This window comes from Arboricoccus pini, from assembly GCF_900187945.1.
GTDB classification, from domain to species: Bacteria; Pseudomonadota; Alphaproteobacteria; order Geminicoccales; family Geminicoccaceae; genus Arboricoccus; species Arboricoccus pini.
Window position 1 is genome coordinate 38,184 of record NZ_FYEH01000003.1, and the last position, 16,141, is coordinate 54,324.

Annotated in this window: 12 protein-coding genes; 10 read left to right on the top strand and 2 right to left on the bottom strand. The window is 66.5% G+C overall.

The features are described 5' to 3' along the window. Genes CFB17_RS04885 through CFB17_RS04895 form a run of 3 tightly spaced genes read left to right on the top strand, consistent with a single transcriptional unit; the run spans position 1 to position 5,122 of the window. Positions 1-2,703 carry a DUF2339 domain-containing protein gene (locus CFB17_RS04885; protein WP_088560296.1) on the top strand — a complete coding sequence of 901 codons (2,703 nt, stop codon included), beginning with the start codon at positions 1-3 and terminating at the stop codon, positions 2,701-2,703. Continuing rightward, positions 2,703-4,430 (top strand): adenine deaminase, encoded by a 1,728-nt coding sequence (ade, locus tag CFB17_RS04890; RefSeq protein WP_088560297.1) that lies wholly within the window; start codon positions 2,703-2,705, stop codon positions 4,428-4,430. The genes CFB17_RS04885 and ade overlap by 1 nt, the downstream gene beginning before the upstream one ends. A gap of 50 nt (positions 4,431-4,480) precedes the next feature. Continuing rightward, positions 4,481-5,122, top strand: coding sequence for a hypothetical protein (locus CFB17_RS04895; protein WP_088560571.1), 642 nt, complete (start codon positions 4,481-4,483; stop codon positions 5,120-5,122). Between the two features lie 101 nt (positions 5,123-5,223). Here CFB17_RS04895 and CFB17_RS04900 read toward each other — a convergent pair whose 3' ends face one another. Together CFB17_RS04900 and CFB17_RS04905 are read right to left on the bottom strand one after the other, a co-directional pair. Then, positions 5,224-5,979 carry an outer membrane lipoprotein gene (locus CFB17_RS04900; protein WP_088560298.1) on the bottom strand — a complete coding sequence of 252 codons (756 nt, stop codon included), beginning with the start codon at positions 5,977-5,979 and terminating at the stop codon, positions 5,224-5,226. A gap of 169 nt (positions 5,980-6,148) precedes the next feature. Further along, positions 6,149-6,688, bottom strand: coding sequence for a hypothetical protein (locus tag CFB17_RS04905; RefSeq protein WP_165769427.1), 540 nt, complete (start codon positions 6,686-6,688; stop codon positions 6,149-6,151). Positions 6,689-6,924: 236 nt separating this feature from the next. On the opposite strand from CFB17_RS04905, the gene CFB17_RS04910 reads away from it, so the two are divergent. The 7 genes from CFB17_RS04910 to CFB17_RS04940 all read left to right on the top strand — a co-directional run bounded on the left by CFB17_RS04910 (position 6,925) and on the right by CFB17_RS04940 (position 16,122). Beyond that, positions 6,925-8,001: a Ppx/GppA phosphatase family protein gene (locus CFB17_RS04910; protein ID WP_088560300.1), complete on the top strand. Its 1,077-nt coding sequence runs from the start codon at positions 6,925-6,927 to the stop codon at positions 7,999-8,001. Then, positions 7,998-8,654 carry an RlmE family RNA methyltransferase gene (locus CFB17_RS04915; protein WP_088560301.1) on the top strand — a complete coding sequence of 219 codons (657 nt, stop codon included), beginning with the start codon at positions 7,998-8,000 and terminating at the stop codon, positions 8,652-8,654. The genes CFB17_RS04910 and CFB17_RS04915 overlap by 4 nt, the downstream gene beginning before the upstream one ends. A gap of 36 nt (positions 8,655-8,690) precedes the next feature. Next, a complete protein-coding gene (locus CFB17_RS04920; protein WP_088560302.1) occupies positions 8,691-9,455 on the top strand; it encodes a Crp/Fnr family transcriptional regulator in 765 nt (254 codons plus the stop codon). A 7-nt stretch (positions 9,456-9,462) separates the two neighbouring features. Continuing rightward, positions 9,463-10,227 (top strand): GNAT family N-acetyltransferase, encoded by a 765-nt coding sequence (locus CFB17_RS04925; RefSeq protein WP_088560303.1) that lies wholly within the window; start codon positions 9,463-9,465, stop codon positions 10,225-10,227. A gap of 39 nt (positions 10,228-10,266) precedes the next feature. Next, on the top strand, positions 10,267-11,148 hold the full coding sequence (locus CFB17_RS04930; RefSeq protein WP_133063840.1) for an SAM hydrolase/SAM-dependent halogenase family protein: 882 nt from the start codon (positions 10,267-10,269) through the stop codon (positions 11,146-11,148). Positions 11,149-11,269: 121 nt separating this feature from the next. Further along, positions 11,270-12,652: a branched-chain amino acid ABC transporter permease gene (locus CFB17_RS04935; RefSeq protein WP_165769428.1), complete on the top strand. Its 1,383-nt coding sequence runs from the start codon at positions 11,270-11,272 to the stop codon at positions 12,650-12,652. A 596-nt stretch (positions 12,653-13,248) separates the two neighbouring features. Further along, complete coding sequence (locus CFB17_RS04940; RefSeq protein ID WP_088560306.1) at positions 13,249-16,122, top strand: ABC transporter ATP-binding protein; 2,874 nt, start codon at positions 13,249-13,251, stop codon at positions 16,120-16,122. Positions 16,123-16,141 lie beyond the last annotated feature (19 nt).

Consider the following 16,141-nt stretch of genomic DNA (forward strand, 5'->3'; position numbering starts at 1 on the left):
ATGTTCGACGACATCACCTTCCTTATTTTTCTTGCCCTCGGCCTCCTACTCGTGGGGCCAATTTTCGGCATCGTGGCCCTAGCGCGAGCCAGCGGCCTACGCAACCGGCTGACCATCCTCGAGCGCGAGGTCGCGGCAATGCGCGCGGGCGGCCCGACACCGCTTCCTGAGCCGGTCCTCGCGCGCGAGGCGGCCAGCCCCCCTCCCAGCGAAACGAGGGTAGCGGAGCCTCCCTTGCCCAGCGCGACGGAGGAGCCGGACTCATCGCCGCCCGCATCCGAGCCGCCCCCCTCGCCCGAGCCACAGCCTGAGCCAGCGCCCTCGATCGAGCCGGCGCCATTCCCGCCTCGCCGGAAGGGCGATCTCGAACGACGCCTGGCGCAGCACTGGCTGGTCTGGCTGGGTGCCGGCACGCTCTGCCTGGGAGGTATCTTCATGGCGGCCTACGCGGTCGAGGCCGGCTTCCTCGGCCCCTTGGCCCGCCTCGTCCTGGCGACCCTTTTCGGCTTTCTCCTGATCGGCCTTGCCCTTCGGACCCGCAAGGGCGAACTGGCGCGCGGCGCCCTCGACCTCGTGCCCGCTGCATTGGCGGCGGGCGGCCTCGTGACGCTCTTTGGCGCGACGGTCGCCGCACACGCGTTCTACGATTACCTGGCCGCCACCCTGGCTCTTGCCCTCATGGCAGCCGTCTCCCTGGCCGCCATTCTCTTGAGCCTACTCTTTGGCCCCTTGACGGCAATTTTGGGCTGCCTCGGCGCTTATACAGCCCCCTTCCTGATCCAGAGTGCCGATACCTCGCTCCTTGGCCTCTCGCTCTATCTGGCGGTCGTCGCCATCGTCATGCACAGCCTCTCGCGCTGGGCGGACTGGCGCTGGCTCGCAGCCGAGAACGCCATCCTTGCGCTCGGCACCTGTCTCGGGCTTTTCATCCTTTTCTACGCCTATGAGGCGGACGGCCAGGGCCCCCTGGCTCTCATTCCGGGCGGCCTCAGCCTCGCCGTCCTGGCGGCGCCCTTGGCACTCAACCGCAAGCAGGGCCCTGACGCGCATCGTCTCGGGCGCCCGGGACGACTGATCCTCCAGGCGGCATTCCTCCTCTGTATCGTCGTCCTCGTCGCCGCCTACTATTCCCTTCTACCGCTGTTTTGCCTGACCCTGCCGGTCCTCGTGGCCCTTCTGGTCGCCTGGAGCGGACGGGCAGAGGCCAAGCTGGCCACCATCGCCGCCGCCGCCGCCCTCCTGGCAGCCGCCCTCTACCAGATTCCGCCGGACCTCCTCTCGCCGGACGGGATCGAGCCGCCGATCGTGTTCGAGGCCACCATCTGGCTGGTACCGGCGGCAGGCGATCTGGCCGTGGCGCTCACGCTCATCAGCGCGGTCTTCGCGCTTGCCGGCTATAGCGCCTCGCGACGACAGGGTGAGGCCAGCCTCTATTGGGCGGGTCTGGCCGTGGCCGTGCCCCTCCTGGCCCTCGTGATCGCCTGCTGGCGCCTGGAAGGCTTCGGCCCGAGCAGCCTCCTCAGCCTCGCGGCCCTGGCCCTTGCAGCCTTGGCCCTCCTGGCAGCCAAGGTGACGCCGGACGACCGTGCGGCACGAGCCGCCTGGATCACCGGCGGGTTCGGCGCGCTGGCCCTGGGCGCCGCCTTCATCCTGCGCGAGGAATGGCTCCTCGTGGCACTCTCGGCCCTCCTGCCTATCCTGGCCTATGTGGCCGGCCGGCTCGACGTGCCGGCCCTACGCCGCCCCGCCATGGCCTTGACGTTGGCCATCCTCGCGGCCGCCGCCTGGATCCTCAATACCAACCTCTATGGCGGACTGGGTTGGTTCTGGGCCCTCTATGGCCTGGGCGTGCCCCTGGCCCTGGTCTTTACCGCACGGCGTCTCTTTGCCGCTGTCCGCATCGACCTTCTGGTCGAGCTCCTGGACGCCGCGATCCTCCTCCTCTGGCTGCTCTTCGTCACCTACGCGACGCGCACCCTGATCGGCCAACCCGGGATGGAGCTGGGTCTGGCCGAGGCAGGCCTCCAGGTCAGCGTCTGGCTGGCCGGCGCCCTGGCCCTTTTGCGCCTCAAGGACATGGCCGAGGGACGCCATGTCCTGGCCTATGCCTGGCGCATCAAGCTGACCCTGGCAGCCGCCGAGTTCGCCATCGTCTGCCTCTATCTCGAAAATCCGCTGCTCACGGGCCAACCGATCCTGGGCTGGCCGATCTTGAACGTCCTGGCCCTGGCCTACCTGCTGCCGGCCCTCCTGACCGCTGGCATCGCCCGCGCCCTTCGCCGCCGCGAGCATCATCGTCCGGCCGTCCTGGCCGGAGCGCTCGCCATCCTTGTGGGGCTTTTCTGGATCGCACTCGAGGTCAAGCGCAGCATAGGCGGCCCGGAGCTGGCGTCGCAGTGGGGCCCGGACGAGCAACTGGCGCTCTCGCTTGCCTGGCTGCTCCTCTCGGGGGTCCTCCTTCTGATCGGCATCTGGCGGCGCGACCGGACGATCCGGGCCGGAGCGCTCGCGGTCGCCTGCCTCGCTATCGGCAAGGCCTTCCTCTTCGATCTCTCGGAGCTGGAGGGCCTCTACCGCGCGGCATCCTTCGTCGGCCTGGGCCTGGCCTTGATCGGCATTGGCTGGCTTTATGGCCGCTTTGTCACCACCCTGCCTTTCGCGCCCGGCAAGCAGCAGGACCCTGGAAGCGAGGAACAGCCATGATGTCTCCCTCGAGGCTGGCTGGCTGGATCGACCAGGCAACGGGCCAAGCGCCCCTCGACCTTCTGATCACCAACGCTCGGCTGCTCAACACGGCCACGGGTGCAATCCAGGAAGCGGCGATCGCGATCGGGGGCGAGCGGATCGTCGGGCTAGACCTCGGTGATCCAGGCGGAGCCCGCTTCGCGGCCGCGCGAACCCTGGACGCGGCCGGCCGCTACGCCGTGCCAGGCTTCATCGACACGCATCTGCACATCGAAAGCTCGATGGTAACGCCCGACCAGTTCGAGCGTGCCGTCCTGCCGCGCGGCACCACCACGGCCATCTGCGATCCGCACGAGATCGCCAATGTCGCCGGCGCCGCCGGCATCAGCTACTTTCTTGCCGCCGCGCGCACGCTGCGCATGACGCTCAAGGTCAATCTCAGTTCCTGCGTGCCAGCCACGGCCCTGGAAACGGCGGGTGCGCGCCTGGACGTCGACGACCTCCTGGCACTCAAGGACGATCCGGCCGTCCTCGGCCTCGCCGAGATGATGAATTTCCCCGGCGTCCTCGCCAAGGAGCCGGCCGTCCTGGCCAAGCTCGCGGCCTTCGCGGGTGACCATATTGACGGCCATGCGCCTCTTTTGCGCGGTCCCGCCCTGGACGCCTATCTGGCAGCCGGCATCCTTACCGACCATGAATGCACCAGCTTTGCGGAAGCCTGGGAAAAGCTCGAGAAAGGCATGGCGATCTTGATGCGCGAGGGCTCGGTCGCCAAGAATGTCAAGGCGCTGGCGCCGTTGATCGGGCCCGACACCTGGCAGCGCCTGGCTTTTTGCACCGACGACCGCAACCCTCTCGAAATCGCCCATGAGGGCCATATCGATTATGCGCTCCGCCTCGCGATTGATGCGGGCGCGCCGCTCATTCCGGCCTACCGGGCAGCGACACTCGGTGCAGCCATGATCATGAAGCTCGAGGATCGCGGCCTGATCGGCCCCGGCAAGCGCGCCGACATCCTCCTGATCCGCCGACTGGAGGACGTCGACGTCGAGGCGGTGGTCTGCGGCGGCAGCCTCGTCGAGCCAGACTTCTTCGCGGACCGCGACAAGGTTGCCCCGGTGGGCCTGCACTCGATCCGCCGGGCCAGGGTCGAGCCCGCCTCCTTCGAGGTGGCCGGCGCCGGCCGGCCCACGCCAATAATCGTCGTCCACGAAGCACAGCTCCTGACGGATCGCCTGGAGGCCCTGCTGCCGGAAGCAGCAGGCTGCCGCCAATCCGATCCGAAGGCAGGCATCATGAAGCTCGCCGTCCTTGAGCGGCATGGCAGGAACGGCAATATTGGCCTGGGTTTCGTTCAAGGCTTCGGCACGCTCAAAGGGGCCATCGCCACGAGCATCGGCCATGACAGCCACAACATCACTGTCATCAGCGGCAACGAGCAGGACATGGCCTTGGCGGTCAATCGCTTGATCGAGATCGAGGGTGGCAGCGTAGTCGTCGAGCAAGCGAACGTCCTGGCCGAGTTACGGCTGCCGATCGCCGGCTTGATGAGCGACCGGCCGCTGGAAGCGGTCAGCCAGGACCTCGCGGCACTGCGCGCGGCGGCGCTGCGTATCGGCTGCAGCCTGGCCGAGCCGGTCCTGCAACTGGCCTTCCTTCCCTTGCCCGTCATTCCGCATCTCAAGCTCACCGACATGGGCCTGGTCGCCACCGAGGGCGACGGGCTGAAGCTGATCGAGCTTTGAGGCGGCCTGTCCGTGCGGCGTTGCTTTCCGCCTTCCTTACGGTTCTGTTCATGGCGGGCAGTCGCGTGACGGAGGCCGCCCAGCCGGTCTGGCCGGATACCAGAACCGCCCGCCTGGAGGCCTTGGTTCTTCTCGAGACGCTGAATGCCGATCTCCTCAGCCACGACAGCGCCACCTTGACGCTGGATCGGTGGTGCAAGGCGCATGGCCTGGGACAGCCGGCGGTCATCGTCGCCGACCGGGTGCGGGACGAAGACAAGCCCGCCGACGATGCCGTCCGTGCCCGTCTGGGCGTCGGGCCGACCGAGACCGTCGGCTATCGCCGCGTCCGCCTGCGCTGCGGCCAGCGCGTCCTTTCCCTGGCCGACAACTGGTATGTGCCAGCCCGCCTCTCGCCCGAGATGAACGAGGTGCTGGCGACGACCGACACGGCCTTCGGTCGCGCCGTCCAGGGGCTGCATTTCCAGCGCCACACCCTCTCGGCCGATCTTCTCTGGCAGCCTTTGCCGGCCGGCTGGGAGATGGCGCCCCTGCCCGCATCCGTGCCGCCCGCGAGCACCACGCTGGCCATCCCCGACATGCTGATCCGCCACCAGGCCGTCCTCACCTTGCCGGACGGCACACCCTTCAGCCTGGTGGTCGAGACCTACACCCGCGACGTCCTGGCCTTCCCGCCCCCTCCGGCCCCCTGATGGGGGCGGAAGTTTTTTTAGGGCTACCGCGCTGGCGCACTGCTTGACCCGGGTTTGCGGGGTTACGGTGCTGCGCGCTGCTTCCTTGAGCCGGGGGCTGGCTACGGCGCGGTTGACTGGTCCTGGTTGGAGGGGGTCGAGCTGGCCGGAGCCTGCCCGGTCTGGGCGGGATCGCCGGTCGTCTGGCCCTGGCCGGAGGGAGTGGACGCCGTTGCGGACGTAGGCGAAGTCGTTGGACTGGTCGGCGGCGAGGATGGCGACGCATTGGCGCCATCGGATGCTGCCGGAGCCGCCTGTACGGGTGCCGCGGCCGGCGCCGGAGCGGCCAATGTGGCCGGTGCGTGCTCGAGGCCCTTGGCTGCTTCGGCCTTGGGCGGCGGGGGCGGCTCGGCGATCGTCACGGTGTAGTCCGGCACGATGCGCGCCTGGTTGCCACCGATGAGGAGGACGCGCTGGCCAATATTCAAGGGCTTGTCGTCCTTTTGGACGACCGACATCAGGCTGCCGTCGGGCTTCCTGATGATATACTCGAACGCTTCGGTATTGCCGGTCGCCTTTTCGACGCCGCTGCCGATCAGGCCGCCCACGAGCGTTCCGCCCACAGCACCCAGGGCCGTGGCCATGGTGCTCTGCGAGCCGGCGGCACCGCCGACGATGCCGCCGGCGGCCCCACCCGTCACCGTGCCGGTCGTGCCATCGGGTCGGATGATGATCTGCCGGTAGCCGACGATCACGCCCTGATCGACCTTGTTGGCCTGCTGGACCGCGTTGACCGCATAGTCGTTCGGCGAATAGGAGGGCCGACAGGCCGCCAACGCGCCGACGGCCACCAGTCCCAGGCATGCGAGCTTGCGCATCTTAACCAAAGGCTCACCTGTTCCCATTCAAGCGCGCTCTAGATAATGCCTTCGCCACCCGATGTCGACGCCACCCGCGCAATGGCCGAAGCCGCCCTGCCCGGCTCAAGCAGCCCAAAGGGCGGCAGCCTGCAAAGACTCGCTAAAGAGGTCGAGACGCTCGACCTCTTTAGCGTGCGTCGAAGCGCTGGACGGCCGCGTCCTTTGGCATGTCGATACCGATATAGACCTTCCAGAGCGGTGCCGTGCCCCTGCCAACGCCGGCAAGCGTCTGCTCGATCATGTCCTGCACCCCGACGGCCTCGCGCGCGCGCGGTGGATTGATGCGGGCCGTGAAGTCCTGCTTGTCGATGATCTGACCGGCTTCGTTGGCGACGGCGACGAAATAGGGAAAGGTGATCGGCCGGCCGTCATAGGCGGGACCGGCCACGGCAGAGAGGTCGACGGTCAGCCGGATCAACGTGCCGTCCGAGTTCTGGGCGCAGCCGCCGCCAAACCCAAGAATCGTGGCGCGGTAGACGACCTGCGAGGGATCGCTCACCTCCGGGATGACACCGACATTGCCAAAGGATGCGCTCTGCGCCCCGCTGACGATGGCGGGTTGCGGGCAGGCGGGCGGCTCCTTCTGCCCGTGCGTGCAGCCGGCCAGGAGAAGCGGGATCGCCGCAAGGAAGCCTGCCGTGGCGAGCATGCGGCGAATCGTGACCATGGCGTCTTTTCCGTCCTTTTGTAGGGCCGCCCGGATGGCGTCGATGGCGATCGGCCTTGAGGGTACCGTCAGGACAGCACCCACCCGGCCATCGCCGAACCTGCCCGGAGTTGCTGCCGTTAGCAACCGTGCGGCCCGGCAGCAAGGGGGCGAGCTTGCTCTTGCGTTCGGCGCTTGCGCGCCTGCCACAGGCGCCTAGTATCAGGCATTGAACCTGCAACAGCGAATCGTTCTTGATGGACACGCTCCTGGCCGATCCGAAGCGGATCGGCGACTCCAGCCCACCACCGTCACGGCTGCCAGCCCAGAATGAACGGCTGGCCGCCCTTGATCTCGGCACAAATAATTGCCGACTGCTGGTGGCTGAGGTGCGGAATGGCGACTTCGTCGTAATCGATAGTTTCTCGCGAATCGTCCGACTGGGCGAGGGCCTGGCGCATAGCGACCGGCTGAGCAGCGCCGCCATGTCGCGCACGATCGCTGCGCTCAAGGTCTGCGCCCGGATCATCGAGCGCAACCGGGCGACCCATGTTCGCTGCGTGACGACCGAGGCCTGCCGCCGCGCCGTCAATGGCGCCGCCTTCATCAGCCGCGTGCAGGGCACTGTCGGCCTGTCCTTTGAGATCCTGGACCAGGACGAGGAAGCGCGGCTGGCCATGCTAGGCTGCCTGCCGCTGGTCGATTCCAGAGCCGAGCGGCTCTTGATGCTCGATATCGGCGGCGGCAGCAGCGAGGTCATGTATCTCGACCGCCGCGCCAGTGCCGATGGCCGGCAGCAAGGTCTGACCGCCTCATTGCCGGTGGGCGTTGTGACCTTATCCGAGACCCATGCGCAAAGCCCGGCCGAGATGGCGGGTCTGTGGCAGCCCGCTGCCTTCGAGCGGATGGTGGCCGATGTCGCGATGCGGCTCGATCAGGCGACGGCCAGCTGGCCCGACCTGGACGAAGCCGAAGGCTGGCAGATGCTGGGAACGTCCGGCACGGTGACGACACTGGCCGCCCTGCATCTGGGCCTCAAGCGCTATGATCGCCGCCGGGTTGACGGCATGTGGCTGAGCTTTGCCGCCATCGACAAGGCGGCTGCGGAACTCCGAGACCTCGACGACCATGCACGTGCCTTGCATCCCTGCATCGGACAGGGTCGGGCCGATCTCGTCGTCGCTGGCTGCGCCATCCTGGAGGCGATCCGCCGCCGCTGGCCAGTAATGTCGCTCAGGGTCGCCGATCGCGGCTTGCGCGAGGGCATTCTTGGCACCCTTATGGGTCAGAACCTGCAATCGGCACTGCTGCCGTCGGGCGTGGCCGTCCGATGACCGCCCCGCGCGGCACGAAAACGCAGGTCAAGACGGCCGCCAAGCGCAGCCATTCCTCGACCCGCTGGCTGGAGCGCCAGCTGAACGACCCCCTGGTGCACGAGGCCAAGCGCCTCGGCTATCGCGCACGCTCGGTCTTCAAGCTCGAAGAGCTGGACAAGAAGTTCAAGCTTTTGCGCGCCGGCATGCTTGTGGCCGATCTCGGCGCCGCCCCCGGCAGTTGGACACAGTACGCGATCGCCAAGGGCTGCAAGGTCGTAGCGATCGACATCCTGCCGATGAGCCCGGTCGCCGGGGCCACCATCATCGAGGGCGACTTCCTCGATCCCGCCGTCCAGGACAAGGTGACGCAGGCATTGGGCGGGCCGGTCGACATGGTGCTCTCCGACATCGCCGCCCCGGCTACCGGTACTCGGGCCGTCGACCGGTTGCGCGCTGAAGCCATGGGCGAGATCGTCCTCGATTATGCGATGGCCTCGCTCAAGCCGGGCGGCCATTGCCTCTTGAAGCTGTTGAAGGGCTCTGAAGCCACTCTGGTACCGGTGGCGCAAAAGCAATTCGGCGGCTACCGGCTTCTCAAGCCGCAGGCCACTCGGGCCGAATCCTCGGAGATTTACCTGCTGGCGACCGGCCGCCGGGACGGAGCCGCTTGAGTCTGGCGTTTCATTTGCAGCGCAATCGAGGCTAGCGTGGGCGACAAGGGCAGAGCCTCGCGCCAGGCTGGCGGGGTCGTCGCATGTGTGGACTGCCCCTTGCGCCATCAGGCGGCGTTCCGCCAATTCGCGCCCGAGGAACTGGCGTTTGTTACGCATTTCAAGGCGGGCGAACTCCAGATCACCGCCGGCACAGACATTCTCCTGGCCGAGCACAACAGCGCCCATCTCTTCACCCTGCTGCGCGGTTGGGCATACCGCTACAGCCTGCTGCCCGACGGTCGCCGCCAGATCCTCAATTTTCTCCTCCCCGGGGATTTCATCGGCCTGCAGGCCGGCCTGTTCGACGCCATGCAGCACTCGGTCGCGGCATTGACGGACGTCACTCTTTGCGTCTTTCAAAGGAGCGAACTCTGGTCGCTCTATCGTGAGCAGCCGAGCCTCGGCTACGATCTCACCTGGCTTGCCGCCAATGAGGAGGCGCTGGTCGACGCCAACCTCGTCGCCGTGGGCCAGCGCACCGCCTTGGCACGGATCGCCTACCTCATCGTGCAGTTCCATGCGCGGCTGGAAGGTGTGGGCATGTCGCAGCATGGCCGCTTTGCTTTTCCCTTGACGCAACAGCATGTGGCGGACGCGCTTGGCCTTTCGCTGGTCCACACCAACAAGACGCTGCGCCGCCTAGTCAAGCTGGGGGCCGTCAAGGTTGGCGGCGGCATGCTGGCCATAGCCAGGCTCGATCAGCTCCGCGCGATCGCCGGCCTGGAGGAGGCCAAACCGCGTTCGCGCCCCATTCTCTAGGACGGCGATGATCGACGCCTCGCGCCTTCGCCAACTCGAGCGCACGGCCCTTCTAGCTTGGCCGCCCGCGACGCTCGAGGTGATCGATGGCTGGCAGGTCCGCCGCGACGCCGACATCTCCAAACGCTGCAATGCCTGTTCCGCCTCGTTCCCCTATGTGGGCCCCTATGCCGGCCGCGACGTCGGCACCAGCATCGCTCGCGTGGAGGCATGGTATCGAGGCCAGGGCAACGAGCCGCTCTTCCAATTGACGGCGGCGGCCGAGCCCTGCGACCTTGCCATCCGCCTCGATCAGGCGGGCTATCGGTGTTTCGGGACGACCTCCGTCATGACGAGGCCCGTCCAACCGCCGCTTGCTGTCAAAAGCGACGTGTCGATCCTGCTCGAAGGACGACCGACGCAACTGGCCATGGCGGGGTTGATCGACCAGCGTTGGCCCGCCGGCCCGCGCACTGCCCGGGCCGCCCTGTTCAATCGCGTAAGGCTACCCATGGTTCTGGCCGTGGCGATCCTGGGCGATCGGCCGGTTGGCGGTGGCTATGCCGCGATCGACCGCGAGACGGTGTTCCTTGCCAGTATCCGCGTCGAGCCCGCCCATCGCGGCCGGCGCATAGGTCGTGCCGTCCTGGCCCGCCTGCTGGCCTGGGCGGCTGGCATGGGTGCCAAGGAAGCGATGCTGCAGGTGGAGCGCGAAAACGCCACAGCCCGCGCTCTCTATGAGCAAGCGGGATTTTCGAGCGCCTATGACTACTGGTACCATCGACCGAATTGAGGGTTGGCCGCCCGCCTGGACCGGCCATGGGAGAAGACAATGCGCCATTGGCTCTTCTGGGCCGCCATGGCCCTGACGCTCGGCACCGGCGCGGCCCGGGCGGAAGGCATCGTCGTGCTCGAGAGCGACCTTGGCGACGAGGTCGAGGTCGCCGCCTTGAAGGGCCTTATCTTCGGAGTCGATCGCGGGCTCAACGTCGTTGATCTCAGCCACGATGTCCCGTCGCAGGATATCTGGATCGGCGCCTACCAACTAAGCCAAGTCGTGCCCTCCTGGCCGGCGGGCACCGTTTTCGTCGGTATCGTCGATGCTGATGCCAACCGCCCGGCCTTGGTGGCGCGCCTCAAGACCGGCCAGATCGTGGTTGGCCCCGACAATGGCCTCCTAACCCTCCTGGCTGACCAGCCAGGCCTGGCGGATGTCAGGCAGCTACAGCCCGACCTCGTCCAGAAGCCTCCCTTCGAGAGCCCGAGGAAATTCGCCGCCCGAGATCGCTTCGCCATGGCGGGAGCCCTGCTGGCCGCCAACAAGCTAAGTTTCGATCAGGCCGGTCCGCCACTGGGCGAGCCCGTCATGATCCCCTATACGCATGCTACCTTCGTGGACGGCGAGGTGGTCGGCACCATCCCCGACATCGACCCCGACCAGGGCGATGCCAAGACCAACATCGGCAGCGACCTTCTTGCCAAGCTGTCTCTGCGGGAGGGCGAGCGCGTCCACGCACGGATCGACCAGGACAAGCACACAATCTGGGAAGGCAATCTCGTCCTGGCGCGTGCCCCTGGCGATGTGCCCGAGGGAGACTCCTTCGTTTATGTGGACGAGCACGACCGAGTGGCGCTGGGTGTAAACATGGGGAGCTTCGCCGACCAGAACGGCATCGGCGCCGGTCCGGACTGGACCTTGAGCCTGCGCAAATAGTTGCTGCCTTCAGGCATACGGGTAGGCCCCTAACCCATGAGCCGCGAGAACGACTCCGGAGCGAGCATCCAGGCCGCGCATGATTCCGACCTCTAGCGGCAGCGAGCCTGGCTGGCACCGGATGAGCGAAGGCGCGACGCCGCGATCTGCCCCTACGGGCGCACTTGCCTGGCGGCTCCTCGTAGTGCTGCCACTCCTCGCTGTCCTTTTCGGCTGCGCCAGTACCCGGCGGGCCCAGGAGGTGGCTCTGTGCCGGGAAGCGACGCTGGCCCTCCAGCCGAAGGACGCCAGTCTCGAGTTCGTCGCGGCAACTGACACCCTACCGGCCGTGCCGGAGAGCGTCGTTGTCAGCTATCGCGTCCCTGGCTTGCCGCCCGCCCATCCGGCACCGCTGCCCGACCGGCAAGGATCGCACGCCCCGTCACTTGGGAGCGACTGGACGATCTGTCGTTTCGAGGTCCGCTCGGCCCTGGCATCGCCTTTGCTCGTGGAGCTCACAACAAGCCGGGATGGCCTGATTGGCCAGGCCGTCCTATTCTATCTTCGCACCTACGCGCTGGGCCAGCCGACCGGCCTGCCCTACAGCTTCGCGCCGCGCTCGCCCCTGCCGCTCATCGTTCAACAGACCGTGAATGGCATGCGCGAGGGAGCGCTCATTGCGCTGCTGGCGATGGGCCTGACCCTTATACTCGCCCATACAGGCCGGCTGCATCTGACCTTGGGCGATATCGGCACCGCTGCGGCCTTGACCACGCTGCTCCTGACGACCTTCCTGACCGGTGCCGGTGCCCTTCCCCTCTGGCTGACACTGATCTTGACCATCGCAGTTGGCGTCAGCAGCGGCGCGCTCTTGGCACTCACCGCCGGGAGCGGCGCCTTCGGCCGACTCTGGCGGACAGCCGGCATAACTCCCCTCATCGCCTCTGTCGGCATATCGGTGGCCCTTCGCGAAAGCGCGCTGCTGGTCTTGGGTAAAGGACCGGCTTGGCTGAGCGCCTTGCTGCCGCAGCCGCTGAGGGCGAGCCTGGCGGGCGGCATCACTCTGCCGAGTGCGGCATCCCTCAATCTTCTGGTCGCCATCCTGACCTGCCTGGCACTTGGCGGCCTGATGCGCTTCGCGCGCTTTGGCAGCGCCGTCCGGGCAATCGCCGACGATCTTTCCATCGCAGCCTTCGACGGCGTGCGAACCCAGCGCGTCAGCGCGCTGGTCTTCACACTCTGCGGTGCCTGTGCCGGCCTTGCCGGCGCCCTGACGCTGCTCAGCTATGGGACGATGGACAGCGAGGGTGGCCTCATCCTCAGCCTTAAGGCCATGGCCGCAGCCGTCCTGGGCGGCATTGGCAGCCTTTCAGGCGCGCTCCTGGTCGGCCTTTTGATCGGCGTCATGGCGAGCCTCTGGTCCGCCTATCTCGATCCCGCCTATCGCGACGTCGCCGTCCTTGCCGTCCTGGCCCTCCTCCTGGTCTTGCGGCCGCTGGGCGGCGCGCCGGGCGCGCCTCGCTGAGGGCCGTCCTTTGGAATACCAGGCAAAGACTTCCTGCTGGCGGGCGGCGACGAAGGCGGCCGCTGCCTCGCCGCTGTCCGCGCCATCGTAGAGCCCCTCGCGTCTGAGCGCCGTGAAATAGCCGGCCCCCGGCATGCCGTCCGACTTGCGCACCACCAAGACGGCGAGATCGGGGCCACCATCGGCCTCGACGAGACGACAGGCTTCACCCAGATCACGACAAAGAGCGCCAACGCTGACCCTGGTCACCTTGCGGCCGAAAAAGGTCAAGATCTGGCCATAGGTCAACGCACGGCCTTCGCCAGCCGCCCGCTCCAGCACTGCCTTGAGCTTGCCGATCTCGACCAAGTTCTCTCCTCTTTGATTTTGGCGCATGCCTGCATGGCAAAAGCCATGCTTCAAGAATTCGACGCCGGCGGCTAGGGCTGCGCTCCCTTCGCGCTCACCCATTCGAATCGGGGGGCCAGCGGAGGGCACAGGCTCTGGCGCGCCTCAATTCTTGTCGCCCACGCGCCGCACCCTCTAGACTAGATCATTGCGGCAGTCATTTGGCTTGGCCCCGGCAAGGGGGCCGCACCATATGACTGCCGCCAACAATGCGCGAGCAAGCCGGCCGCTCCATGGAATCTTCGATCTACGCCTTCGTCAAACGCTATAGCTGGCGTCAACAGCTCATCATTCTTGGCATGAGCGCTGTCCTCCTGCCCTTGAACTACGTGACGCTGGAACTGCCAAAGACAATCGTCAACCGGGCCCTGGGTGAGAACGCCACACCTCATTACATGGGGTATAATTTCGATCGCCTGAATCTCCTTTGGCTGCTCTGCGGCCTCTTCCTGGCGGCGGTCGTCGTCAGCGGCGGTTTGAAATACATCGTCAACGTTTATGCCGGCATCGTCTCCGAACGGATGCTGCGCCGACTGCGCTACCAGCTCTACGAGCACATGCTGCGCTTTCCCCTGGCCCAGTTCCGCCGGACCAGCCAGGGCGAGATCGTGCAGATGATCAATGCCGAGACGGAACCGCTCGGCGGCTTCGTCGCCGAGGCGGTCTCGACGCCCGGGCTGCAAGGCGGCACGCTGCTCACGACGCTGGTCTTTATCTTCGTGCAGAATCCGATCCTGGGCATGGCCGCGATAGCCCTCTACCCCTTGCAGATCTACTTGATCCCCAAGCTGCAGCGGCAGGTCAACCAGTTGGGCAAGCTCAGGGTGCAGCAGGTCCGCCGCAATGCTGAGCGGATCAGCGAGACCGTCCAGGGCGCGCGCGACATCCACGCCAACGACGGCACCCGCTACGAGCGCGCCCGCATGGCGCAGCAACTGGGCGAGGTCTTCTGGATCCGCTTCGACATCTACAAGAAGAAGTTCCTGATCAAGTTCCTGAATAACTTCATGGCACAGTTCGGGCCCTTCCTCTTCTATTCCGTTGGCGGCTATCTGGTGCTCCAGGGCAGCATCACGCTGGGCGCCCTGGTTGCCATCGTCTCGGCGCACAAGGACATTTCCGCCCCCTGGAAGGAGCTCCTGGCGTTCTACCAGGGTGCCTACGACGTAAAGATCAAATACGAGCAGGTCGTCACTCAGTTCATGCCCCCCGATCTCAGGCGCGCATCCCGCCTGGACGGCGACGCGAACGAGCGGCTCAAGATTGAGACGAACCTCAAGGTCAGCAAGCTCTCGCTCCAGGACGAGAACGGCGACGTGCTCTTGGAGAACATCGATCTCGAGGTCGAGCTGCCGACGCGACTGGCCGTGATCGGACCGGCCGGCAGCGGCAAGGAGGATCTGATCCTCACGCTGGCCGGCCTGCACGTGCCAACCACCGGCAAGGTGACGATCGGCGGACGTGATCTGGAAGAGCTGCCAGAAGCAGTGCTAGGACGCGCCATCGGCTTCATCGGCAGCCAGCCCTACATCTTCGCCGGCACAATCTATCGTAACCTCGTCTACGGCTTGATGCACGAGCCCGTGGCACCTCGCCCGAACGTGGACGAGGAAGCTTATAAGCGCGACTTGAGCGAATCCAGGCTCTCGGGCAACACGACGCTCGATGTCGAGGCGGATTGGCTGGGCTTTGACGAACTGGGCCTAACCAAGCCCGCCCAGCGGCGCGCCGAGGTCATGCGCGCCTTGGATCTCGCCCTCTTGAGCGACGATGTTTATCGCCTGGGCCTGCGCGGCCGGGTCGGGAAGGCACTCAGCCCCGAATCGGTGGAGCGTATCCTCGAAGCGCGCCGCCTGGTCGAGGAGCGGCTCAACCAGGATCCGAAGCTGCGAAGGTTGATCGAACGCTTCGATCAGGATCGCTACAACGACAACGCAACGCTGGCCGAAAACCTCCTCTTTGGCACGCTACGCGGCGACGATTTCGATGCCGACCATCTGACCCAGTATCCCTACGTGCTGGAGACACTGGCACGTACCGGTCTGGATAAGGAGTTGATGAGCGTCGGCCTCAAGATCGCCGAGACGATGGTCGAGCTTTTCGCCGACCTGCCGCCCGATCACGATTACTACCGCCAGTTCAGCTTCATCGCCGCCGACGACCTGCCCTATTACCGCGCCTTGGTCAGCCGAGCCCAGCCCGGGCGTCTCGACAAGCTTCGCCGGGCCGACCAGGAGCGGCTCTTGATGCTGCCCTTCAAGCTCGTCGAGACCCGCCACCGGCTTGGTCTCCTGACCGAGGACCTCAAGGCCAAGGTCGTGGCAGCCCGCCACGATTTCCGCGAGCATCTACCCGAACGCCTGATCGACCGAGTCGACTTCTTCGATCCCGACCGCCTCAACGAGGCCTCAAGCGTCCAGGACAATATCATCTTCGGCCGGATCGCTCTCGGCCAGGCGGGCGCCCAGCAGCGGATCGGCCAGCTCATCGCCGACATCATCGACGAATTAGAGCTCAAACCCTTCATCATCGAGATCGGACTGGAGGCACAGGTCGGGGTAAGTGGCAGTCGGCTGCCGGTGGCCCAGCGCCAGAAGCTGGCGATCGCCCGGGCGATCCTGAAGCGGCCCGAGATGCTGATCGTAGCCGACGCCACGGGTCCGCTCGATATTGGCGAGCAGCCCCAGGTGCGCGACAATATCCTCAAGGAGTTCGAGGGCCGGACGGTTGTCTGGGCACTCCACCAGCATGAATGGGCCCGCGACTTCGAGCACGTGGCCGTCATGGACCATGGCCGGTTGCGCGCCTTTGGCGGCTATGACGAGGTGATGGCCAAGATCGAGGGGCCGTCCGCCGCGCCTACCGGCGAGGCGGCTAACGACCGGGCGGACGAACTCGGGAATGCCAACCAGTCCGACGCCGCCCCGGTGGCCGAGGCCGCTGACCGCGCTAGCCACGCGGCCGAGGAGGGCGAGCCCGGCGGCAGTACCCAGTCGGGAGAAAAGACTAGCGGCACGGCCCGCGCTGCCGATAGCAAGGAGCAGAGACGCCGCGAGGGCGTGCCTGCCTCGCCCGCCGAATGACGCCACCCATCGTCCATCC